The organism is Ignavibacterium sp. (assembly GCA_032027145.1).
In the GTDB taxonomy this organism is placed as follows: domain Bacteria; phylum Bacteroidota; class Ignavibacteria; order Ignavibacteriales; family Ignavibacteriaceae; genus IGN3.
Map to the genome: position 1 here is coordinate 1658161 of JAVSMP010000001.1, position 24826 is coordinate 1682986.

At 32.6% G+C, this 24826-nt stretch carries 24 protein-coding genes, 1 tRNA gene and 1 riboswitch; of the genes, 15 read left to right on the forward strand and 10 right to left on the reverse strand.

The genetic code is table 11. The features are described 5' to 3' along the window. The first annotated feature begins 3 nt into the window (after positions 1-3). The 3 genes from ROY99_06840 to ROY99_06850 are packed head-to-tail and all read left to right on the forward strand — an operon-like array spanning position 4 to position 3887. Positions 4-1872 carry an ATP-binding protein gene (locus ROY99_06840; GenBank protein ID MDT3696095.1) on the forward strand — a complete coding sequence of 623 codons (1869 nt, stop codon included), beginning with the start codon at positions 4-6 and terminating at the stop codon, positions 1870-1872. Between the two features lie 4 nt (positions 1873-1876). After that, complete coding sequence (locus ROY99_06845; GenBank protein ID MDT3696096.1) at positions 1877-2683, forward strand: response regulator; 807 nt, start codon at positions 1877-1879, stop codon at positions 2681-2683. Positions 2684-2726: 43 nt separating this feature from the next. Beyond that, positions 2727-3887, forward strand: a complete 1161-nt coding sequence (locus tag ROY99_06850) for a response regulator (GenBank protein MDT3696097.1) — start codon at positions 2727-2729, stop codon at positions 3885-3887. A 47-nt stretch (positions 3888-3934) separates the two neighbouring features. Here ROY99_06850 and ROY99_06855 read toward each other — a convergent pair whose 3' ends face one another. Together ROY99_06855 and ROY99_06860 are read right to left on the reverse strand one after the other, a co-directional pair. Then, positions 3935-4369: a copper chaperone PCu(A)C gene (locus ROY99_06855; protein MDT3696098.1), complete on the reverse strand. Its 435-nt coding sequence runs from the start codon at positions 4367-4369 to the stop codon at positions 3935-3937. Between the two features lie 104 nt (positions 4370-4473). Then, positions 4474-5079: an SCO family protein gene (locus ROY99_06860; protein MDT3696099.1), complete on the reverse strand. Its 606-nt coding sequence runs from the start codon at positions 5077-5079 to the stop codon at positions 4474-4476. A gap of 170 nt (positions 5080-5249) precedes the next feature. On the opposite strand from ROY99_06860, the gene ROY99_06865 reads away from it, so the two are divergent. From ROY99_06865 to ROY99_06875, 3 genes are all read left to right on the forward strand, one after another. After that, positions 5250-6680 (forward strand): pyridoxal-dependent decarboxylase, encoded by a 1431-nt coding sequence (locus ROY99_06865; GenBank protein MDT3696100.1) that lies wholly within the window; start codon positions 5250-5252, stop codon positions 6678-6680. 27 nt (positions 6681-6707) lie between these two features. Continuing rightward, complete coding sequence (locus ROY99_06870) at positions 6708-7346, forward strand: NAAT family transporter (GenBank protein ID MDT3696101.1); 639 nt, start codon at positions 6708-6710, stop codon at positions 7344-7346. Positions 7347-7417: 71 nt separating this feature from the next. Then, positions 7418-7846 (forward strand): OsmC family protein, encoded by a 429-nt coding sequence (locus ROY99_06875; protein MDT3696102.1) that lies wholly within the window; start codon positions 7418-7420, stop codon positions 7844-7846. Positions 7847-7974: 128 nt separating this feature from the next. On the opposite strand, the gene ROY99_06880 is transcribed toward ROY99_06875, so the two are convergent. The 3 genes from ROY99_06880 to ROY99_06890 form a co-directional block, all read right to left on the reverse strand. Further along, the gene (locus ROY99_06880; GenBank protein ID MDT3696103.1) at positions 7975-8325 is read right to left on the reverse strand and encodes a VOC family protein; all 351 of its coding nucleotides are present in this window, start codon (positions 8323-8325) and stop codon (positions 7975-7977) included. A 111-nt stretch (positions 8326-8436) separates the two neighbouring features. After that, positions 8437-8994 carry a hydrolase gene (locus ROY99_06885; GenBank protein MDT3696104.1) on the reverse strand — a complete coding sequence of 186 codons (558 nt, stop codon included), beginning with the start codon at positions 8992-8994 and terminating at the stop codon, positions 8437-8439. 126 nt (positions 8995-9120) lie between these two features. Further along, positions 9121-9957, reverse strand: coding sequence for a hypothetical protein (locus ROY99_06890; protein MDT3696105.1), 837 nt, complete (start codon positions 9955-9957; stop codon positions 9121-9123). 82 nt (positions 9958-10039) lie between these two features. Here ROY99_06890 and ROY99_06895 point away from each other — a divergent pair, with 82 nt between their 5' ends. Next, complete coding sequence (locus ROY99_06895; protein ID MDT3696106.1) at positions 10040-11098, forward strand: ATP-grasp domain-containing protein; 1059 nt, start codon at positions 10040-10042, stop codon at positions 11096-11098. A gap of 146 nt (positions 11099-11244) precedes the next feature. Further along, a complete protein-coding gene (locus tag ROY99_06900) occupies positions 11245-12810 on the forward strand; it encodes a T9SS type A sorting domain-containing protein (protein MDT3696107.1) in 1566 nt (521 codons plus the stop codon). An 82-nt stretch (positions 12811-12892) separates the two neighbouring features. Here ROY99_06900 and ROY99_06905 read toward each other — a convergent pair whose 3' ends face one another. From ROY99_06905 to ROY99_06925, 5 genes are all read right to left on the reverse strand, one after another. Next, complete coding sequence (locus ROY99_06905; GenBank protein ID MDT3696108.1) at positions 12893-13429, reverse strand: DUF6580 family putative transport protein; 537 nt, start codon at positions 13427-13429, stop codon at positions 12893-12895. Positions 13430-13551: 122 nt separating this feature from the next. Next, positions 13552-13797, reverse strand: coding sequence for a cysteine-rich CWC family protein (locus ROY99_06910; GenBank protein ID MDT3696109.1), 246 nt, complete (start codon positions 13795-13797; stop codon positions 13552-13554). Beyond that, positions 13791-14006: a hypothetical protein gene (locus ROY99_06915; protein MDT3696110.1), complete on the reverse strand. Its 216-nt coding sequence runs from the start codon at positions 14004-14006 to the stop codon at positions 13791-13793. Before ROY99_06915 ends, ROY99_06910 begins: the two co-directional genes overlap by 7 nt. A gap of 18 nt (positions 14007-14024) precedes the next feature. Beyond that, positions 14025-15344, reverse strand: coding sequence for a T9SS type A sorting domain-containing protein (locus ROY99_06920; GenBank protein ID MDT3696111.1), 1320 nt, complete (start codon positions 15342-15344; stop codon positions 14025-14027). Between the two features lie 9 nt (positions 15345-15353). Next, positions 15354-17291, reverse strand: coding sequence for a TonB-dependent receptor (locus tag ROY99_06925; GenBank protein ID MDT3696112.1), 1938 nt, complete (start codon positions 17289-17291; stop codon positions 15354-15356). 134 nt (positions 17292-17425) lie between these two features. Then, positions 17426-17663, reverse strand: a riboswitch (cobalamin riboswitch). A gap of 254 nt (positions 17664-17917) precedes the next feature. Here ROY99_06925 and ROY99_06930 point away from each other — a divergent pair. The 7 genes from ROY99_06930 (at position 17918) to secG (ending at position 24821) form a co-directional block, all read left to right on the forward strand. After that, the gene (locus ROY99_06930; protein MDT3696113.1) at positions 17918-18589 is read left to right on the forward strand and encodes a succinate dehydrogenase cytochrome b subunit; all 672 of its coding nucleotides are present in this window, start codon (positions 17918-17920) and stop codon (positions 18587-18589) included. Continuing rightward, complete coding sequence (locus tag ROY99_06935) at positions 18589-20499, forward strand: fumarate reductase/succinate dehydrogenase flavoprotein subunit (GenBank protein ID MDT3696114.1); 1911 nt, start codon at positions 18589-18591, stop codon at positions 20497-20499. The genes ROY99_06930 and ROY99_06935 overlap by 1 nt, the downstream gene beginning before the upstream one ends. After that, entirely contained in the window at positions 20496-21269 is a 774-nt protein-coding gene (locus tag ROY99_06940; GenBank protein MDT3696115.1) for a succinate dehydrogenase/fumarate reductase iron-sulfur subunit, read from the forward strand. The genes ROY99_06935 and ROY99_06940 overlap by 4 nt, the downstream gene beginning before the upstream one ends. Before the next feature lie 283 nt (positions 21270-21552). Further along, on the forward strand, positions 21553-23346 hold the full coding sequence (locus tag ROY99_06945; GenBank protein ID MDT3696116.1) for a hypothetical protein: 1794 nt from the start codon (positions 21553-21555) through the stop codon (positions 23344-23346). After that, entirely contained in the window at positions 23346-24338 is a 993-nt protein-coding gene (gene obgE / locus ROY99_06950) for a GTPase ObgE (protein ID MDT3696117.1), read from the forward strand. The genes ROY99_06945 and obgE overlap by 1 nt, the downstream gene beginning before the upstream one ends. A gap of 52 nt (positions 24339-24390) precedes the next feature. Beyond that, a tRNA-Met gene (locus ROY99_06955) sits at positions 24391-24464 on the forward strand. A 21-nt stretch (positions 24465-24485) separates the two neighbouring features. Further along, entirely contained in the window at positions 24486-24821 is a 336-nt protein-coding gene (gene secG / locus ROY99_06960; GenBank protein ID MDT3696118.1) for a preprotein translocase subunit SecG, read from the forward strand. Positions 24822-24826 lie beyond the last annotated feature (5 nt).

Genomic DNA, 24826 nt, shown 5'->3' on the forward strand with positions numbered 1-24826 from the left:
TAAATGTTTAAGAAAATTGGTTTTCGTTTAATCTTTGCTGTTGCTTTTACTTCATTAGTAATAATCGGGGTGTTTGCTTTTTTTAATGTTCAAACTCAAAGCAACAACTTAACTGCAGAAGTTGAACGGCATGCAAATCAGTTAAGTGAAACAGTTGTATCTAGTACAAGGGTTGATATGATGCTCAATCAAAGAGACAGGATACAGCAGATTATCAGTTCAATCGGGGCACAACCGCATATCAGGGATGTAAGGATACTGAATAAGATTGGTGAAATAATCTATTCATCTGATCAAAACAGTATAAATAAAATGGTTGATAAAAATGCTGAAAGCTGTTATGCATGTCATGCAGAAGATAAACCACTTGAGCAAATCTCGATTACTGAGCGGACAAGGATATTTAAACTAAATCCTGATTCGGCAAGAATAATTGGGATCATAACTCCTATCTATAACGAAACATCCTGCTGGACGGCTGAATGTCATGCGCATCCAAGTGATCAGAAGGTGCTGGGCGTTCTGGATATATCAATCTCTTTGGCAGAGGTTGATAAAGAAATTTTAAGATCAAAAATTGAAATAGTAATATTTGCTTTTGCTGCCGTTTTAATTGTGGGTTTAATTATTGGTTTATTTGTTAAAAGATGGGTTTCAAATCCGGTTAATGATCTTTTAAGTGCAACACAACAAATAAGCGCAGGTAATTTGAATTACGCAATTAAAGAAATCAGCAGCGATGAAATTGGTAAGCTTGCTTCTTCTTTCAATAATATGACAAAAAAATTAGCTGAAGCACGTTTACAATTATTTCAATCGGATAAAATGGCATCTTTGGGCAGATTAGCTGCAGGTGTTGCACACGAAATAAATAATCCTTTAACAGGTGTACTTACTTACAGCAGTTTTTTGCTTAAAAGGACTAAAGATAATCCTGAATTTCAGGAAGATCTTAAAGTGATCGTAAGAGAAACAATCAGAAGCAGAGAGATTGTTAAAAGCCTTTTAGATTTTGCTAGACAGTCAGTACCAAAAAAGAATCCGGCTGATTTGAACGATGTTGTTGATAAAGCGATTTCAGTTGTTGAAAATCAATTATCAATCAAAAAAATAAAAGTAGAAAAAAAGTTAGAAGCAGATATTCCTAAAATAACTATTGATTCAAATCAGATGGAGCAGGTATTTATCAACTTGTTTGTAAATGCCGCCGATGCTATGGAAAAGAGCGGAGGAATAATTACAGTTGCAACACAATTAATTTCTTTGGCACCTTTCGGTACAACTCAGATAAAAAAAGCAGCCTGCAGAAAAAGACATAATCTGATAGATAATGAATTTAAGATTGGTGGGTTACCGGCAATCAAAGTAAAAGTTGTTTCTGATAATAATGAAGGAATAGTCCATATTGATCCGGTTTACGGAAAGCATTACAATAATTATAACGTTGGGTTTAAAATAAATAAAAATGCAAAGTTTGTTTGTCCGGAATGCAGCGTTTCACTGGTGCAGGAAGATAAGTTATGTCCTAAATGCGGGGCACCTATACTTGTATTTGATTTAGGACCCGAAGGTATTTATGAAGTTTGCTCTTCTGAAAACAGTGATTGGGAAAAATGGGATTATATTGAATCAGCCGGAACACAGGAATATGTTGAAATAAAAGTTTCAGATTCCGGATGTGGAATCAGCAATGAAGACCTTCACAAAATCTTTGATCCTTTCTTTTCAACAAAAGGACAAAAGGGAAACGGACTCGGGCTTGCTGTAATCTGGGGTATTGTTGATAATCATAACGGAACAATTTCTGTGGATAGTGAAATAGGAAAAGGTACAACATTTAAAATCAGGCTGCCTTTAACTCAACAAAGATGATTAAATGAATAAAACAGCTGATATATTAATTATAGATGATGAACAGGTTATAATAGATGCTGTATTAAAGATTTGTGCGCTTGAAGATTATTCAGTTGATTTTGCTATTGGTACAAAAACCGGATTGGATAAAATTTCTAAAAACTTTTATCCGGTTATTATTTCTGATATAATGATGCCTGATGGCGATGGATTTCAGATACTTGATGCTGTAAATAAATCTAAAAAAGATTCTGTTGTTATAATGACAACAGGATTTTCTACAGTTGAAAATGCAGTCAATTCACTTTATAAAGGTGCATTGAGTTTTATCCCAAAACCATTTACAGTTGATGAACTGTTAAGTGTTTTGTTCAGGGCAAAGAATTATATAAAAATAATAAGAGAAGAAAAATCTTTTTCGCCGCAGCAAAGGGATAAAGAATTAATTTATGTTACTTGTCCCGCAAAATATCTTCGTCTCGGAAATTCAACCTGGATAAATCAGGAAAGAGAAGGAAGTGTTTTTATTGGTATATGCGATATCTATATGAAAGCAATTGAATCAGTAAATAATATTGAGATGTTGCAGCCAGAGGATGAATTAATACAGGGAACTGGCTGTGCATCCTTGACAAGTAATGATGAAAGGATCCACAAAATTCTTGCACCTTTATCAGGAAGAATTATTGAAGTAAATAATAGTGTTATCAATAATCCATCCTTGCTGGAAAAAGACCCTTACTTCGAAGGCTGGTTATACAGGATAATACCAGCTAATTTGGATTATGAAATTAGATATTTAATACCTTGTAGTTCAGACAGGTTGTAATAACAGAAAAAGAAATTAAAATTTATACTTTAGGAGATACATTATGCCACTTTTCATATTAGCTATTGTCATTTTTATAATTGCTGATATTTTAATCCGGATGGTAAGCAAAAGAATGACAGAGCAAAAACAGAAAAAAGAACGTGAACAGGTTCTTCAGGAAAGTTTAAAGCTTGATTTTTCAAGTGAGGCTACAACATTAAAGCGGGCACAAGTTGATAATCCAAAAGCAAGAATACTATGTGTGGATGATGAAGAAGTAATACTTGGAAGCTTCAGAAAAATACTTGTGCTTGATGGTTATTCTGTTGATACTGTAGAAAACGGTCAGGAAGCACTTGGTTTAATTCAAAAGCATCATTATGATTTTGTGTTTACTGATCTTAAAATGCCGATGATGGATGGTGTTGAAGTTTGTAAATCAGTAAAACATCTTCGCCCCGATATTGATGTAATAATTATTACCGGCTATGCATCAATCGAAACAGCGGTTGAAACTATGAAATATGGTGCTTTAGATTATGTGGAAAAACCATTTACAGAAGATGAGCTGATTGAGTTTGTTAGAAAATCATTAATAAAGAGACAGGATAAAATTCAAAAGCAGTTAAAACCCAAAGTGCATATTACTCATTTACCTGCTTCAGATGATTTTATACAAGGTGAGTTTTCAATTCCAGGTGGTGTTTTTATTGCAAAAAATCATACCTGGGTTAGTATGAATCAGGAAGGAATTGCAAAAGTGGGTATTGATGATTTTGCATTAAAATTAATCGGAAAAATTAGCTCATTAGAATTACCAAATTTGGGTATGACCATAAAAGCCGGTCAACCGTTGTTTACGATTAAACAAGGAAACCGTACTGTAACATTTAATTCACCGGTTAGCGGAAAGGTTGCTCAGGTAAATACTCTGCTGCAGGATAATCTTGATTCGCTGGATATTACTCCTTATGAACGTAATTGGGTATGTGCTCTTGATGCGGAAAATCTTGATAGTGAGATAAAAGAAATGACCATTGGAAAATCAGCCGTGTCTTTCTTTCAGGATGATATTGAAAAGTTTAAAGTAATGTTTATGGATTTATTAAAATCTGAAAAAAAATCGGATGAGTATCTTGAAGATGGATTGTTTATCGGACAGTTAGCCGACCTTACTGATGTAAACTGGAATAAAATTATTGCTGAGTTTTTTGTAAGATAAGAATAAAGCAGCCTTCGGGGTTTAATATAACCCCGAGGGCTTATAATTTAATTAGTATTCATCATTTTTCTTTTTATCATTTCTTTTGCTTCAGCTTTGATCTCAATTTTTCCAGCTTGCTTAAAATGTAAAGTAACTTTTCCCTGGTAATTTTTTGGTATATCTGTTTTTAATTTCATCAGCATTACATGATGAGCACCGGGTTTAAGTTCAAAAATTGATTTTGATGGAATCACGATAAAGCCGACTTCACGCATTCCCATCATATCATTGCCTGCATCATAAGTTTCATGAATTTCCACTTTGCCTGCCGGTTCAAACTCAACTTTAAAAAGTGTATCAGCTTTATCAGAATTATTTTCAATTTTAAAATATAATCCGGTTGTTTGTCCCTTTGCACTTATTCTCATCCAGGGATCTGTAATTTTTATTTTATCAGATGGATAAGAAAAGATTATCAGAAGTGCAATTAATATTTTCATTTATTTTCTCCTTATCTCATTTAAAATTCTTATATGTATTAGATTCTTTGTTAAATAATCATTGATATTAAAATATCAGGACATCAAAATAAAACAAAAAAATATCAATCAGCCAAGTATTTAATATCTTCAATAAGCATATTTAAATCTGCAGTACTGCCCTTATAATTGGCGCGCAATTTTCCATTCTGGTCAATCAAGGAAATTCTATCCGTATGAATTACATTGTAACTAAGTGTTCCATCATCATCGTAAGTTGAATCAGCCGGTATAGCTACTATATCAAACTTTAACATAACTTCATTTGTATTCTTTTCATCACCAGAAAGAAAAGACCAGGTACTAAATGATAAATCCCTTATCTCTGCATATTTTTTAAAAATAGATGGAGTATCTCTCTTCGGATCAAAAGAAATTACGACAAACCTTACTCTGTCTTTCACATTATCAGGCAATCGCTGTTCAACCAAACTCATATTATGAGTTGTCATCGGGCAAATATCAGGACAATGTGTATAGATCATTGTAAACAATGTGATTTTATCTTTTATAATTTCGGGAAACTCAACCTGAATACTATCCTGATTGAAAAAAGTATTTTGAGTTCTGAAAATATCCTGCTCCAAAGGAAATCTTTTATCACAACCTGAACAGATAGTTATAAAAGATAACAGAATAATAATCCAGAATATTTTTGATTGATTTTTCATTTTTTGAAATAATTATTTGAATTGTGTTAACCAACTTATAGAAATAAGTTACCTTAAAAAAGTGAATTAAATGGTAATGATAAGTTTTAGTTCGTGTAATTAGTGACTAATATTTTGCTGCAAATTATTACTAATTTTAGACCAATTATTTTTAAAAATCAGGATGTAATATGAATGATATGCCGAAAGAGGAATTTCGTAAAGCTGGTCATCAATTAATTGATTGGATTGCTGATTATATGAACGACATTGAAAAATATCCGGTACTTGCGCAAGTAAAACCTGGTGATATTACAAAACGGATTCCTCACAGTCCGCCCGCTAATGGAGAAAAAATTGAAAAAGTTTTATCCGATATTGATAAAGTTCTGATAGATGGAATTACTCACTGGAATCATCCGGGATTTATGGCGTACTTTAACACTACATCAAGCGGTCCTGGTATTCTTGCAGAGCTTCTAACTGCTGCTTTTAGTTCAAACGGCATGTTGTGGAAAACATCGCCAACAGTAACTGAAATGGAAAAATCTATGATGAACTGGTTCCGTCAAATGGTTGGATTACCTGAAAATTATTGGGGAGTTATTTATGACACTGCTTCAACAAGTTCAATGCATGCTATTGCTTCAGCAAGAGAACAACTGAATTTAGCGTTTAGAGAGAAAGGTGCTGCCGGCAGAAAAGATCTTCCGAAAATAATCCTTTATTGTTCTGAGCAAGCTCATAGCTCGATTGATAAAGGAGCTCTCCTTCTCGGAGTTGGATTGGATGGTATCCGTAAAATCCCTGTCAATGAAAAATTTGAAATGATTCCAGAAAAACTTGAAGAAATAATAAATGAAGATATTAAAAAAGGTAATAAACCATTTTGTGTAGTTGCAACAGTCGGAACAACATCAACAACAAGTGTTGATCCGGTTGAACAGATTGCAAATATTGCAGAAAAATATAATTTGTGGCTGCACGTTGATGCAGCTTATGCAGGCGTAACAGCAATGATACCGGAAATGAAATGGGTATCAAAAAGCTGGGAGCGTGCTGATTCAATCGTAATCAATCCGCATAAATGGATGTTTACTCCGCTTGATTTAAGTATTTTATTTACAAGAAAAAAAGAAATATTAAAAAGAGCTTTTAGCCTTGTGCCTGAATATTTGAAAACTGCACAGGATGGTGAAGTTGATAACTTAATGGATTATGGATTTCAGTTGGGCAGAAGATTCCGCTCTCTTAAGCTTTGGTTTATAATCCGTTACTTCGGAGTTGAAGGAATTGCCAGCAGATTAAATAATCATATTAAGTGGGCAAAAGAACTTGAAAATAAAATTAATGGAGATAAAGATTTTGAGTTGATTGCACCGGTTCCGTTTTCGACGGTGTGTTTTAGATATAATCCCGGCAATAAAACTGAAGCTGAATTAAATGTGATTAACGAAAAGCTTTTAGACAGAATAAACTCTTCGGGAAAAATATTTCTATCCCATACCAAACTTTATGAAAAGTTCGTTATCAGATTAACGATTGGCGGTATAAGACATGAACATAAGCATATTGAAAATGGGTGGGAATTAATTAAAACAACAGCGCGCCAATTAAAATGATTAAACAAATTATTATGGATTAAATATATGGATTCACTCTTACAATTTTCATTACTTGCATTTACTTCTCTATTTACAATGATCAATCCATTGGGTGTTATTCCTGTTTATAATACACTAACCGAAGGTATGACATCAAAACAAGCTGCTGCAATAGCATTTAAAGCTACATCAACTGCACTGATTGTTCTTTTGCTCTTCACATTCGGGGGAAATATGATTTTCAATATTTTCAATATATCTGTTAATGGACTTAAAATTGTCGGCGGAATTCTGTTTTTCTATTCAGGCTATGATATGTTGAGAGGTAAACTTACACGTATAACTTCTGATAATGAAAAAAATGAAGAAGCTATAAAAAATTTTGCAATAGCTCCGCTTGGAATACCGATGATTACTGGTCCGGGAGTTATTACTATTTCTATCGTTTTAATGAATGATGCACCTGACTTTACTCATAAATCATTGCTGATTGTATCAATTTTATTTGTTATGGGCATAACACATATTATACTTTTAAGCTCTAGAAGAATTTTAGGTTTTCTTGGAGAAAGCGGCAATAAAGTACTAACCAGAATAATGGGACTGATTGTTATGGTTATAGCAGTCGAACTGTTCTTCAGAGGATTAAAACCAATTATTCAGGATATTCTGAACATTCACTAATATTTTGTAACCATTTTCAGTTATGATCATCTTACTTCAGAAATATTTTAATCTTTTATCAAAGGGAAAAAATGGCAGTTAAAAAAGCATTCGTAAAACAATTACAAGGAATCACATTTACAGGAAAAACTGATTCAAATCATTGGATAACAATGGATGGACCTGAAAATTTTTATGGCAGCAATGCAGGTATTCGTCCAAAGGAATTAATTTTACTAAGCCTTGCCGGCTGCACTGGTAGTGATGTAATTGCAATCCTGCAAAAGAAAAAAGTTAAGTTAGATAATCTTGAAATTAATATTACAGCAGAGCAGCAGGAAACTCATCCTCAGGTTTACACAAAAATACACATCGAATTTTTATTTTATGGAAAAGATATAGCCGAAAAAGATGTTGAAAGGGCAATAGAGTTATCTCAGAATACTTATTGCAGCGTAACTGCAATGCTTCAGAAATCTGTAGAAATAACTCATAGTTATAAAATCATCAAAAGTGAATAGAGTTTTACTGAAGTGATTAAGATCGGAATGGTGGATTTTGGAATGATGGAAGATCAGATTTTATTCTTATAAAATTCCGTTACTCCAAAATTCCATCACTCCATTTCAACAGAACTACATTATTAAAATCAGCTTTTCTGATATAAACCTATTGTATTTCCTTCAGAATCATTAAACAATGCATACCAGCCCATTGCAGGAATAACTGTTCTGGTTCTTTTAACAGCTCCGCCGTTTTCTTTTGCTTTTTTCAGTATTGATTCAATATCCGGAATGTTGACGTGAAAAATTGTTGAATCTCCCTTAATAACTTCATCAACTCTTCTTAATCCTACCATTGTTCCCTTATGATTATTAAAAAGTAAATAATCATGACCGAATGGTCTGAAATCCCACCCAAGTACTTTCTGATAAAACTCTTTGGATTTATTTAAATCTGTTGTAGGAATTTCGCAATGTGCGATTAAATGATCTGCCATATTTGTCCCTTAATAATTTTGAGATTTGTTTGTAAAAAGATAATTCTGCTTAATTATTATTACAAATTATTTGAAGCAATTATTTAATAAGTGTTTAAAAGATTTATTTGTTTATTTAACAATTTTCGAAACCTCTTTAAATACCGGGGTTCCGCAAACTTCGAGAAGTTCAAACAAAATTGATTCTGTGGTTGTAATTTCAGCACCAAGTGTCCGCATTCTGTCCAGAGCAATTTGGTAATCAATTTCTTTGCGTGAAGAAGCAGCATCTGCCGCAAGATCAACCTGAAAATCATTAGCAATTAAATCTAATACAGTTTGCTGAACGCAAACATGAGATTCTACTCCGCAAACAACTATTTGGCTTAATTTATTTTTATAAAATTCTTCGAAAAGATTTTCGGCACCTGAACAGCTAAAACTCATTTTTTGATAAGCCGTATAACCAGAAAGTTCTTCCAAAATTTTGGCAGAAGTTGGACCCAAACCTTTTGGATACTGTTCAGTAAAATAAATAGGTAATTGCATTGCTTTAAAACCCTTAATCAGCTTAACTGTATTTTCTAATACTGATTCATAATTTCTGATAACAGGAAGAATGCGTTCCTGCAAATCAATAATCAGAAGTGCAGTAGTTTCTTTTTTAAGTATAATTGGATTTCTTCTCATAGTTCTTTTCTTTCACTTGTAAATGCGATCCCGATTTATCGGGAGAAGCAATCTCAAACTTTAAACCAAAGATTGCTTCGGTTGATCGCCATCGCAATGACTTTTATTAATCTTAAACTTGAACTTTTAATAAATCTCATCCATTCCATATTTACCGCATGAATACATCATTAAAATAGATGCAAGGTCTATTAAGGATTTCTTTTGTTCATCTGCGTGAATTACGAGATCATAAACTTCAGCCATAAATTGGAAGTTACTAAGAATCTTTTTTAGCTCACGATGAGTAGGTGAACCATGCCAGTTTGCAACCTGTTTTACAAGAACTTTTTCATATCGTCTTAAAAAATCTCTGAACGAAATTAAATGAGTTGCATTTGCGTGGCGCGGATGACAGATTACAATTAAGTCATTGAAATAAGTATCCCATTTTTTTGCAAGCTTCTGATTTCTGGTATCCATTACAAATCTTGCCTGCTCTAAAGTAAACTCAGCTTTAGTAGTTACTTTAAATTGCGGAATGATCGCATAACCATCATAACTGATTTCATCATCATCTTCATCATAATATTTCCATCTTTTAAGAAGTTGATTTGGCGTATAAATAGTAACCACTTTATCAAGTGAGCTATCGGTTACAATAAATTTTCTTTGCTGATAATTAACAACAGTAAACCAGTGTTCCCAGTTATCAACGCTTAAAACGCAGGGATATCCTTTCTTTAGCTGTTCGATTAAGACTTTTATTGCGTCATCGGGCTTTTCACGACGGAAGTATTTCATCTTACAATTATAAAACTTAGCTGCTTTAGCTAAACCAATCTCATCTGTTCCATACCACCAGGTACTGCCGGCTTTTATTCCGATTTGATTCTCACTTTCAAATCTGCCAAGCATTACGAGTGCATATTTAAGAGCAAAAGGTCCACACTGATATTTAAACGGTTGGGGATAGAAACTCATTTTTACTTATAAGAATTTTTAGAACAGTGCAAACATTGTCAAATGAAGTTTTTTTTACAAGTGATTTTGGCTATTTTTTAGTATGAAAGAGAAAAAAATTAAAGTTCTTGTTCTTTACAACGAAGCTCACCCCGAGTTTTACCAGAAACCAACAAAACCAGCCCCAGAGCTTGATTTTAAGTTGTATTTTGAGGTTGAGACATTAACCCCGATGGAAGAGTATGAGATTATAGTTAAAAAGCTAAGAAGAGTTGGTTTTGATGCCTATGCATTAAATATCAAAGATGATTTATCAGTCTTTTTGAATGAGGTAAATAACAGCCAACCGGATGTAATTTTTAATTTTGTCGAAATATTTAAAGAGAAACCCCGTTTAGAAATGAATTTTGTCGGTCTTTATGAGCTGTTAGGCATCCCTTATACTGGCGCACCTGCAATAACCCTTGCAAATTGCCAAAGTAAATTTCTTACTAAAAAACTGCTTAACTATTATGGGATTAAAACCGCAGAATTTCATTTGTTTAAGAAAATTCCTGAAAAGCTAAATGTTGAAGTCAAATATCCTGTAATAGTAAAACCAGCTTACGAAGATGCAAGTGTCGGAATTGAAAATGAATCTATTGTTTATAACAATGAAGCACTGTTAAAAAGAATTGAATATATCTTTAAGCATTTTAATCAACCTGCATTGATAGAAGAATTTATTGAAGGAAGAGAGTTTAATGTTTCTGTTATGGGTGATCTTAAACCAAAAGTTTTACCGATAAGTGAAATTGATTTTAGTAAAATGCCGGATCATCTGCACAACATTGTAAGCTACCAGGCAAAGTGGGATCCGCACCATGAATCATATCATAAAACAATTCCAATTTGTCCGGCAAAAATTTCTAAAAGTTTGGAAGAAAAACTTAAACACACAGCAATCTCTGCTTTTAAGATTATGGGTACAAGAGATTATGCACGAGTTGATATGCGTGTAACAAGCGATGAAGAAGTATATGTTCTTGAAGTAAATCCAAATCCTGATTTAACAGAAGGTGCAGGGTTTATGCGCTCTGCACACGCTGCAGGATTAAGCTACTCACAGGCATTAAAAAAAATTGTTATGCTGGCTTATGAAAGAGGGAAGGGAGCGAAGTAAGTAGTTTGTAGTTGGCAATCAATTGACAAAATATTAGTGACTATGAAGTGAAATTTGAATTATTCCACAATAGTTTTTGTTAGTATTTTTAGATTCTTGAATGATGTTTGTTCTAATGTCATTGATTAATAGTTGAAAGAGCATTCATGAAAAAACAATTATTTTATTTTTTAATAGTATTTATTTTATCAACAAATATATTACTACATAGTCAACAGCAAGTTAAAATTCCTTGGCCTACTTTAGCCGATTCACCCTGGCCCACACTGCGTGGAGATATGCAAGGTACAGGCAGATCAGAATACATTGGACCCAGAACAAATAATGTTATCTGGAAAAAAGATATGCCTCTTGGTGTAATATATGGGCCACTTATTGGTTATGATAATAATTTATATATGGGTTCAAGAGCGTTATCATTGGATACGGTAAATTATTTTTACTGCCTTGATAAAAACGGAAATAATAATTGGATATTTGAAACTGAAACTTACTTAGCAAATAATGTTGGACCTTTGCTTGGTAGTGATTCATCTGTGATATTTGGCGGAGCACACGAAAAATTATACAAAGTAGATTTTTATGGTAATGAAAAATGGTATGTTTCCCGACTTCCTATCGGTGTAATAAATTTTACTCAATCAATAGACAGATTAGGGAATATTTATATTCCCACAAATGATACAATATTTGTTATTTCTCCAGTGGGTAACATAGTAAAAAAAATTCCGTGGTTTGGAATTTATTGGAGAGGAATTTGTTTTTCTCCTTCAGGCGATACAATGTATTTTAAGGATGAGAACAAACAAGTTGGATGGGCTGGCGCATTAAAATCTACTAATTTAGATGGAAATATAAACTGGAGTTTTAATCCGGGCATTATTAATTGGGGTTTACCACTTATTGATAATCAAAATAATATCTATATCTTAGGCAGAGATACAGTATTAAGCCAAAACTTTTTATTTGCAGTTTCTTCTTCAGGTAATATTAAATGGAAATATGAAATCGTAGGATTTAATAAATACACAGCTCCAACAATAGATAAAAATGGAAATATCATATTTCATGCATTTATTGATGGAACCCGGGAGTATCAAACTGCAATTATATCCCTTGATTACAACGGTAATGAAAACTGGACAACTATTTTAGATTTTGAAAAAGATACATATCAAAATTGGATTGATCACGAATTGGTATGTGACGCGGAAGGAAAAGTCTATTTTGGTACAAGTATAGCTTCATACTTTGGCTGTATTGATACAGATGGAACAATTCTTTGGATATTGGATATGGGAGATTTAGAATATGATTCGTGTCCAGCTATAGGTTCAGATGGAACATTGTATATTGGTGCGCATATAAGTTCAACATTTCCATATCACACTCAAAATCTAATTGCAGTAAAAGATAGTCCTAATTCAGTCTCGGATTATGCAGTAGTTACTGAATATTATCTCTATCAAAACTATCCTAATCCATTTAATCCAAGTACGATTATAAAGTATTCATTAAAAGACGAAGGAAAGGTTTCAATAAAAATATTTAATTCTCTTGGTGAAGAAGTAAGAACATTAGTAAATGAGATAAAACCATCAGGAAATTATGAAGTAGAATTTAACGCAAGCGATTTATCAAGCGGAATTTATTTTTACTTAATGCAAGCTGATAATTTTGTTTCTTCTAAGAAGATGATAGTAATTAAATAGTGCCACATGTTACCCTTGAAAATTAAATTTAACAAAAAACCCGATCCATTAATGAATCGGGTTTTTTAATCTTAAAATTTATCTAAGCTTTTACTTTTTGTAGTGCTGGTACTTTGTGTTTTATAAGTTCATAAACGCCAAACATTACACCGCTAAAGAATAAATCACCAATAAGTGAATTCTGGAAAAATGGAATTGCTGCGATGTAGCTTTCCATTAAGCCTGCTGCGGTTCTTGGATATAAAGTACCAAGTGCCCAAACACCAAAGTTAGTAATTACAAAGAAGCTGACTGAAGCTGTAAGTGAAGCAAGCAAAACATTTTTTACAGAAACCTTTTTAAGCATTACAACTCCAAGTAATACAATTACTGCAAGGCTTATATAAACGATAAATGCAAAAGGATAAAATCCAATTATTGCATCAGTAAAAAGAATTGCTAATAATGGAATAGCAAACGCAAATGCTTTTTTATTATAATGTGCGCCTCCAAATAAAGCCATAGCTGCAATTGGTGCAAAGTTCGGCGGATGTGGAAGTAATCGTACAAATGCTGCGATGCTAATCATCAGTGTAATTACCCAAAAGTTTGATGTGCTCTTTTCCATTTGGTTAGTCATTGTTTTTCCTTTCTGTTAAAATCTCAAGAAAAATATTTCTTTTATAATTGTTTCAAAGATAAAGGTTTAATAATTAAAAATTAAAAAAAAAATTGATTTAAAGCATTAAATGATTTTTTAACTTATTGATTATCGTGCTTAATTGATGAATAATAATCAAGTATTTGTTTTTCTTTATACAATTGTTTCATTTTAATAATACAATCAGCGCACAGGCAATCGTCATAGATTTCCTTAATAAACATCATCTCTGCATTGTTAAGTTGAACTGCAAAACATTGACACTGAGTTATGTTTCCGGGTTTGCATTCAAATGATTTTCCGCACTTGGGGCAATGCTTTATCTCGTACTTAGTGCTATTTAACATTTTTCAACATTATCTAATGAAATTTTATCAACATTAAATAAAATCTGCTTAGAGTTTATGATTGCCCCTTCAATTCCAGTTTTAAACTTATTTTTATTTACATAAAAGATAAAATCTGAAAAACCAATCTCCTTATTTTGATAGATAAATTTATTGTCTGATAAGACAATCCCATTTTTTTTGGCAATTCTTAGAATATCTTTTAACATAAAAACCTCTACATATTTTTATTTAATAAGCGTCATCTTCCTTGAGGATATAAATTCCTGGTTACCATTTGTAATACTGAGAATGTAAATGTAAACACCACTTGATAAACTGCTTGCATTAAAATCAACTGAATAATTTCCTGCAGATTTAAACTCATCTACTAACTTTGTAATTTCATTTCCAAGTACATCATAAATTTTTAGAGATGTTTGTCCGCTTACAGGCATTTGCCAGCTAATCTTGGTAGTTGGATTAAACGGATTAGGATAGTTTTGATTTAGCAAAAATGAAGTTGCAATAAAATTATCATCAATTGATGAAGGTTGAGTGTTATATTTAAATAGTAATCTTCTTGGTGCAACACTTGCTTGATATGTTCCTTTTACTGTGTAAGAACTATCGAGAATACTGAGAGTTCCATTAAGAATAAAGTTTTTTGCATCCAGTACAAAGTGTTGTTTGGTTACATAATCAAATGCATAGCCATAATAATAATTGTTTGGATATACAGATGATAGTACAACGGAAGCATTAGTGTTGGTTAAGTCAAATTTTACAATATCATTCAGATATGAAATGAAGAAAATATTGTTACTGTTTTTATCTACAAAAATATCTTTGCCGAATCCATAAAAAGAAACGCTGTAGTTTTCAACTTCCTGGTATGTTGAAACATCTATTTTAAATATTTTGCCTTCTGTTTCATCTCCAGGACAGCCGATCAATAAGTAACCATCATTCGAAATCGCAAATGATGATGGATCTTTTTTAACTGTAATTGTTGCAATAACAGAATCAACTGCAGGATCGATAACTGAAACTGTGGAATCGGAACCTCCGCCCCAAACACTTGTATTTGCAACAAAAACTTTATTATTGTGGGCTATTATTTCTTGTGGATAAACTCCTACAGTAATGTTTTTAACAAAAGAAAAATCATTAAGATTTAAAACAGAAACATTACCCACTGATCCGTTGGTTAAATAAATTTTATCATTGGTTATTGCAAGAGAGTAAGGATTTGTTCCGACTGTTGCAGAACTTATAACTGTCCCAAGTGTATCAAGTTTATATATTTTTCCGCTGCTTCCATAACTGCCTTGCTCAGTTAAGTAAAGATAACCTTCATGATAAACCAGTCCATCAGGATACAAGCCAATATTACCCGGTGAAAATATGCTTTGTATAAAATTACTCGATTGGTTATCATATAGAGATAACATTGATGAGCCGGTACTAAAGCCACCTTCTGAAAGCACATAAACTTTACTCAATTGCTGAGCATTTAAACTAAATGCAATCAAAATATACAAAACGAACGTTAAAAGATTCTTCATAGCACTCCTTTAATAATTTATTGATAATGTTAAAAAGTAATTTCTTAATGGCATTGGGTATCCCGATATAGTTTGGTAATCGGCATTTGTAATATTATTTACTTCAAGTTTTAGTGTAGATGCGATTTCCCAAAATTTTAATTTGAATGAGATATTTCCATCCAAAATATTAAATGATTTCATTGATTTTATATTTTCAAAATCAGAGAATCTTTTTCCAGTATGTGTGTAGAAAAAATTCAGACTAGCTAAATTGTAATCTATCATTAAGCCAAGTTTTACAGCTTGCAATGGCAGGTAGGGTAAATATTTATCTTTTGATGGATCACCGGAAAATGATTCATTTGTTTTTTTTGAATTGATAAGATTTAAGCCTGAGTTAAATCTTATATTAATTTGCTCGTTTAGTTTTTGATTTATAGAAATATTAATCAAATAATTATTTGATTCTGATGATGCGATATTTATTGGCGCCCACAGCAAATTCCTTTGAGGTATCCACATAATTTTATTCTTGGCGTTTATATGTGTGTATGTAAAATCGAATTGTATCGGTATAAAAAAAACAATCCCGCTTGTAAAACCGGTCTCAAAGTTAAAAGATCCTTCAGGTTTAAGATCAGGATTGCCAGATTCTTTCCAGTAAAGATCATTAAATGTTGGTGCTCTAAAATTATTACCAACATTCGCTCTTATATTTAAATCGATTTTTTCAAAAGGCTTGTAGTTTAATCCGATCTTAGATGTCAAAGCATTCTTTTTAAGATCAGAGAAATGATCGACACGGACTGATGAAAATAACTTAAGATTATCAAGAGCACTGCTGCCTGTGGATATAAATAGAGCGTGTTGATTTCTTCTTGAATTACTTTCTACTTCATTACTTTTCAATTCAGCATAAGCAAAACTGTAACCGGTTATAAGATCAAAATTTGTAAACTTTAGTTGTAATTCAGGTGCAAAACTTGCAACAATATTTTTATAATTACTATTTGTTACAGGTTTAATTTGATAGTTCTGCAAGTTATTCTGAAAGTTAAAATTCCCTTTAAAAATAACCTGATCAGAAAATATTTTTTCAAATGAAATTATATTATTCCAGTTTTTATCTTTTTGATTGGTTTTTGATGGAGGTGCCCCGGTTTCAATTCCCGGTACCTGTTTATTTTGATACGAAAATGTTGAATAAAAATTTATTTTGTTTGTGTTATTAAAAAATAACTGCGAATTTATTCCAAAATCATAAAGATTATAAGCGGCATTTTCCCGATCTTTTAACTGTGAAGTGCTGCCGTTATTAAAATAATACTCAAAGTTTCCATCTGATTTTTCGTAATCATAAAATACATTGATGTTAAAATTGTTAAGACGTTTGTTAAAAGTTAGTCCATATCTTGAAGTATTAAATGAGCCTAAACCAACATTTGCTTTAACATTAAAATTATCATCATTATAAAATGGGTTTTTATAATTAGTAATAATATTGATTGTGCCGCCTATAGCTTCACTTCCATAGATCGAGCTCATTCCATTATTTACAATTTCTATTCGTTCGATATTTTCTTTAGGAATAAGTGATAAATCTATTTGCCCATTCTGAAATGAATTTATTTTTACTCCATCAACCAGAATTAAAGTATGCTCTGCTCCTAATCCATTTAAAGAAATTGTTTTTAATGTTGGAGTTGCGCCGTAAGATTTGATATAAACGGATGATGAATTATTTAAGATTTCAGGTAAACGATTGCCATTAAAATTATTAATTAATTCAGCATCAATAATTTCAATTTTATTTGGTGAGCTTTTTAAATCAGTATTAAACTTTGTAGCTGTAACAATAATATTGTCTAACTGATACGTTTTTAAAGTATCATTCGATTGGCAAAAAGAATTGCCTGATAACAAAAACAAGGATGTAAAAAAAAGACAGCTTATCTTTTTTCTCACTGAAGTTACTTCTGAAAACATAAAAATGAATTTAAAACCATTAACTTTATTAAAGTAACTTCGCGGAATTAAGTTGAGATAAAACGATGAGGAATAAGAAGAAAATCGTTAATCTTGCCTTTTACGCGAAGGTGATTGATTAAATAATTTGCGGCAGGTCTCCTGGCTTTTAACAAAATGCTTAATGTTAAGTACTAAATGTTCAATGTAACTCATTGAGCATTTAAGATTGAAAATTTAACATTGCAACAAAGTGCTATTTACAGTTGCGCGACAGCGCCGGAATTTCCGCCTGAGGCGAAGCACCGGACTTCCCTATAATTTCCCTTGCTCAAAAGTATTGAGTGGGACACCGTAAATTCTGTTCAAAGAACGTGTACAAAAATACACTTAAATTTTTTGCGGTTCAAATAAAATAAAAAATTTTGCAAAAGTACTTTTTGTGATAACTTTTTTTTTCTATGTTGCAATTAAGTTTTGGTGTCATTTAATAAACATCTTTAATTTCGAATGTCTCTGATTAAATCTTTATATTTCTTCTTAGAACAATCTTACTGTAAATCATTCAATATCAACTTTAAGTTAATAACAGCTAATGATCAATCTTCATTTAAAAGGAGCTATTAATGGGCTGGGTATTCAAATTTATTGAGTCATCTATTGGTAAAAAATTTATGATGGCACTGACCGGAAGTTTTTTACTGATATTTTTACTTATCCATTTAATTGGAAATCTTACGTTATTTTTTGGTGCTGATGCATTCAATGCTTATGTGTTAGCTTTGGATGCAATAAAACCTCTTATTCGTGTTATCGAGATAGTTTTACTTGCAGCATTTGTTATTCATATTCTTAATGGAACAAGATTATGGATCTCTAATAAAAAAGCCAAAGGACAACGAAATCAAATTAACGGATCTCCTCAAAATAGTGATGTTTTCTCCAGAACTATGTTCTTAACCGGATCAATTATTTTCATTTTTCTTGTTATTCATCTTGGTACATTTTTTTGGAGATTTAATGTTTCTGATCCAATGGAGTTAGCGGATAAACATCAGTATTATGATATGGTTGTCTATTTTTTTAATATTTGGTGGTACGCTATTCTATATGTAATTGCTATGATTTTACTTGGTTACCATCTAAACCATGGATTTCAATCAGCATTCCAAACCTTTGGCTGGAATCATAAAAAATATATGCCATGGGTAAAAAAGATTGGAACTGTTTATGCAATTATTATGGCTTTAGGATTTGCCGCAATGCCGCTTTATTTTTTATTAGGAGGAGGTAACTGATGATAAAGCTTGATTCAAAAATTCCATCCGGTCATATTTCTGAAAAATGGACTAATCACAAGTTTAATATGAAACTTGTTAACCCGGCTAACAAAAGAAAATTTGAAATTATTGTTGTTGGTACCGGATTAGCCGGCGCATCTGCTGCTGCATCACTTGGTGAACTTGGATATAAAGTTAAAGCTTTTACTTTTCACGATAGTGCTAGAAGAGCACACAGCATTTCTGCACAAGGAGGTATAAATGCTTCTAAAAACTATCAGAACGATGGAGACTCCACCTACAGATTATTTTATGATACAGTAAAAGGAGGAGACTTCAGATCAAGAGAAGCAAATGTTTACCGGCTTGCAGAAGTAAGTGGTAATATTATTGATCAATGTGTTGCACAGGGCGTTCCTTTCGCCAGAGAGTATGGCGGAGTGCTAGATAACAGATCATTCGGCGGTGCACAGGTTTCCAGAACTTTTTATGCAAGAGGACAAACGGGACAGCAATTATTACTCGGTGCAGTTAGTGCACTTAACAGACAGATTGATAATGGTTCGGTAAAACTTTTTACACGAAGAGAAATGCTTGATTTAGTAATTGTTGATGGAGCTGCAAAAGGAATTGTATGTAGAAATCTTTTAACAGGAGAAATTGAAAAGTATGCTGCACATGCTGTTGTTCTTGCAACTGGTGGTTATGCTAACGTTTTCTTTTTATCCACAAATGCTATGAACTGTAATGCAACTGCTATATGGCGTGCACATAAGCGCGGTGCGTTCTTTGCAAACCCTTGTTTTACTCAGATTCATCCGACTTGTCTTCCATTACATGGCGATTCACAATCAAAACTTACTTTAATGAGTGAATCCTTGCGCAATGATGGTAGGGTTTGGGTATCAAAGAAAAAAGGTGATATGCGTAATCCAAATGATATTCCCGAAGATGAAAGAGATTATTATCTTGAAAGAAAATATCCTTCATTCGGAAATCTTTCCCCAAGAGATATTTCATCCCGTGCTGCTAAAGAAGTTTGTGATGAAGGAAGAGGAGTAAAAGGCGGACACGCTGTATATCTGGATTTTAAAGATGCTATTAACAGACTTGGCAAACATGTTATTGAAGAAAGATATGGAAATCTTTTTGAGATTTATGAAACAATTACAGGCGAACATCCTTATGAATATCCGATGATGATTTATCCCGCACCGCATTACACAATGGGCGGTTTATGGGTGGATTATAATCTGATGAGCAATGTACCCGGATTATTTGTACTTGGCGAGGCAAACTTTTCGGATCATGGCGCAAATCGTTTAGGTGCTTCAGCATTAATGCAGGGTCTTGCCGATGGTTACTTTGTCATTCCTTATACAATGGGTAATTATCTTGCTGGTGATAAACCAGCATACGTAAATACAGATCATCCGGAATTTGATAAAGTTGCAAATGGTGTTAGAGATTTAACTAACAAACTTTTGTCAATTAAAGGAAAAAGAACTGTTGATGATATCCATAAACATCTTGGCAGAATAATGTGGAATAAAGTTGGAATGGCTCGTAATGAAAAAGGACTAAAAGAAGCTGTTGATGAGATAAGATCATTAAAAACTGAGTTCTGGAAAAATGTAACTATACCGGGCAGCGGTGATGATGTTAATCAGACTCTTGAAAGAGCAGGCAGGCTGGTTGATTATTTCGAATTAGGTGAACTTATGGCTATCGATGCACTCGAAAGAAATGAATCTTGCGGTGGACACTTTAGGGAAGAATATCAGTTTGAAGACGGTGAAGCCAAGCGTAACGATGAAAAATATTCTTATGTTTCTGCATGGGAAATGGCAGGAGATAATAAATGGAATCTTCACAAAGAATCTCTCGAATTTGAATATGTAAAACCAGCGATAAGGAGTTATAAATGATGGAAGCAAAGAAATTAAACCTAACATTGCAAATTTGGCGACAAAAAAATTCTAAATCTGTCGGCAGCTTTGTTGAATATAAAGTTCAAGTTTCACCCGATGCTTCATTTCTTGAAATGCTGGATGAAATTAACAACGAGCTTGAAGCTAAAGATCAGGAGGCAATACATTTTGAAAGTGATTGTCGTGAAGGAATTTGCGGTACCTGCGGACTTGTAATTAACGGGAGACCACATGGTCCGTTACAAAAAATTGCAACCTGTCAGCTTCATATGAGAAACTTTAAAGATGGAGAAACAATTTGGGTAGAACCTTTCAGAGCTAAGGCTTTTCCAGTGATCAAAGATTTGATGGTAGATCGTTCAGGTTTTGATAAAATTCTTCAAGCCGGAGGATATGTTTCTGTTAATACTGGCGGTGTGCCTGATGGTAATTCGATTCCAATTTCAAAAGATCAGGCAAGTCTTGCAATGGATGCTGCTGCCTGTATTGGTTGCGGGGCTTGCGTAGCTGCTTGTAAAAACGCTTCTGCAGTTCTATTTGTTTCAGCCAAAGTTTCACAATATGCATTGCTTCCTCAAGGGCAGCCAGAGCGTTACCGCAGAGTCGAAAGAATGGTAAAGGTAATGGATGAACTTGGATTTGGGAGCTGCACTAATACTTATGCCTGCGAGGCTGAATGTCCTAAGGGAATTTCTGTGAGCAACATTGCAAGAATGAATCGTGAATATGTTTTAACAAAGGTGAAATCCAAAGAAATTGTAGATTAGATATTACAATGTTAATGTAACAGGCGATTCAAAAAAATCGCCTGTTTGTTTTGAAATACAAAGTGTTATCATCAATTTATCGAATTTCTGATAATACTCTCGCAAATATCTAAAATTACAATCATACCTTAAAAATTATCTGTTTTATTCAGTTTATTGTTAAATCTTAGTTTCCCAAATTGATCTTATTCCACTCTCAATCATCTATTTCCATAATCAGGGCATAGCCATATTCAGGATTTTTTTATATTTTTACCAACCAATCAAACTGAAAGATAAAAAAATGTTTGAAAATGAAATAAAATTCATAAGTGATTTTACCCTGAATAAAGTAAAGGAACTTGGTTCTTTTATTACTGTTGATAAGATACTTGCAACTGATATTCACCCTTCTATTAAAAAGTATGTGGAAGGAGAAGTTGATTATCTAATTTATGAGGATCGTAAAAAACTGATTGAGAATTCCTTATTTGATTATTCCGGAAAAGAAATCTCAAATTATTTTAATCTGATTGGAACAGAGATAAAGAAAACCAAGAAAATTTCTTATGAAGATATTAAAAACATAATACTGCAAGCTGTATCGTTTAATGCTAATTATGTTGCTCGTCCAAAATGGTCGTTATCCAAATTGATTTTTGGCAATAACAAATCAGTCTCTGTCAATGAAATCCAACTGATGTTTAATTATACTTATTACTACGAATATCTGAACAATGTCTTTCTTGCATATTTATCCAAGAAAAAGATCTTAAATGTTTCAGTAACTGAGTTTGAACTGATAGTCAATAAAATTGACCGTGAACTTTTTATGTTACATCAAAGTAAACTTGTAGATAACGCACTTTATGCAATTGCTGATTATTTCAGTATTGGCGGATTAAACAAGTCTTCTGTTGCAATTGAATCAGTTGAACACTTCTTAAAAGAAAAAAATCTTACTGAGCTCATATTTAAATTGAAAAGAGGTTATGCAAATACCGGTAAAAAGAAAGCTGACATAGATGAGGTTAGGAAAGTTCTCTATTCAACCTTGAATATTGATTCTATATTTGTTGAAGAAACAGAAAAAGAAGAAAAATTATCAGATGATAAACATTTTGAAAATCCTTTAGAAAATGAATTTACACCAGATGAGTTTATGGATGATGACGAAAGCATTAAAGAAACTGATATTCAGAATGTAGAAACAACAGAAAGTTCTGATCTTATTGATGAAAAATTAGATGTCGAAATAACTCAAAGTACAGATGAATCTCAATTTGTTGTTGCTGAGGATGAAAAACAAGACGAAATAAATGAAACTCAAATACCGAATATGATTCCAGATGATGGAATTAAAGATGAAAAGACTCTGGATCAGGTTGTTGTATTAAATGAAGAGTATAAAGAAACTGTTTTTGAAGATAAAAGTGAAGCAATAAATAACGATCTTGAGAAGATTGAATTAATGGAACCTGTTAAGGAAGAATCTATTACAGAGGAAGAAATGTTATTTAATCTTACTGAAGAGATTGATAAAGTTAATAATGAAGAAATAATAATTCTAGATGATAAAGAACAGGAAGATCTGCTGAACTTTTATGATAATGAACTTGAAATTTCCATAGATGATGATAATGATAAATTAAAGAAAGATCTTGAATCTGGTAATGAAACTGAAATTGATATAGAAACAACTGAACTAAACCTTGAACATGAATTGGAAATTAAAGAAAATCAGGATGAGGGTATAGCTATTGATAAAATTGATTTTGAAAAAGATCTAGCTCCTGCTATATCCGAAGAAAAAGAAGAACAATCAGATACTGCTTATAAATCAAAACTAAAAAGCAAATCTGAAGATATTTTCAGTTATTTATCAAAGAAAGAAATAGATAAGATCATAAAAAATCTTTTTAATTCTGACAGCGAAGATTTTGCTAATACTGTTGAGAAAATGAGTGAATGCAGCAATTACGATGAAGCAAGCAGAATACTTGATAATGTTTTTAAATATGCAAGAATTAAACCCCATAGCAAAGAGGCGGCGATGTTAAAGGGTGCTGTAGCAAAGTTTTTTAATGTTGATATTTAATGTTTATTGATTTTGCTCAAATTGAAGTTAGTTCTGGTAAAGGCGGGGATGGCGCAGTTACTTTTAGAAGAGAAAAGTATGTACCCAAAGGCGGTCCTTTAGGCGGAAATGGTGGACGAGGCGGCAGTGTTATTTTTGAAGCCCACTCTAATCTTTCTACTCTTTTAGATTTCAAATACAAAAAAAAATTCTTTGCCGGCAATGGACAACCAGGTGGTAACTCACTTAAAGATGGCAGGAATGGAAAAGATGTAATAATAAAAGTTCCAACAGGAACAATTGTTAAAGATGCTGAAACTGATGAAATTATTTTAGACTTATCAGAAAATGGTGTTCGAAAAGTTTTATTTAGTGGTGGTATTGGTGGTAAAGGAAACAGTAACTTTGCTACTCCTACCCGCAGAACACCCCGTTTTGCAACAAATGGTAAACCCGGTACTTATGCCAAATTAGTACTTGAGTTAAAACTTATCGCAGATGTTGGATTAGTTGGATTTCCAAATGCAGGTAAATCAACATTGATTTCAAAAATTTCTGCAGCTAAGCCCAAAATTGCAGATTATCCATTTACTACTTTAGAGCCAAATCTTGGCATTGTTAGTTACAAAGATTTTCAGAGTTTTATTGTTGCTGATATTCCCGGAATAATTGAAGGTGCCCATCAAGGAAAAGGCTTAGGATTAAAATTTTTACGACATATCGAAAGAACGAAAATATTACTTTTTCTGATTGATATTACATCAGAAGATTATCTGAAAGATTTTAATACATTATATAATGAATTAAAAAAGTACAGCAAAAAATTAGTTGAAAAACAAATAATTGTTTCATTCTCAAAATCAGATCTTATTCCAGAGAAAGAAATACATAAACTAAACAAGATAAAATTTAAGAAAATCAAAACTCCAACTTTTATTTTCTCATCAGTAACAGGGCAGGGGCTTAATCAACTGCTTGATGTATTATGGGAAACATTGAAGCATCAGCAATAACCCAAAAAATTTGAAATTTAGGCTCAAAGAATTATATTTACGGCTCAAATTTGGCGGGGTAGCTCAGTAGGTTAGAGCAGTGGAATCATAATCCACGTGTCGGGGGTTCGAATCCCTCCCCCGCTACAATATTAAGGAGATATATTTATGTATACTTTGTTAGTGTTGATAGCAACAATTGCCGCCATTCTTCTGATTGTTATTGTTTTACTTCAATCAAGTAAAGGTGGTGGATTAGCCGGAACATTTGGCGGTGCCGGAGGAATGGGTACTATGTTTGGTACGCGCAGAACAGCAGATTTCTTAAGTAAGGCTACATGGTGGTTAGCAGGTGCTTTAGCTGTTATTGCATTGTTAGTAAATTTATTCTTTTTACCCGGACAAACTACAGCCGAACAAAGGAGTATTATTCAGGAAAGTGGAAGACAGAATGTTCCTACACAGCCTACTCTTCCGCCACAAAATTTACCACCTACAAACTAATAATC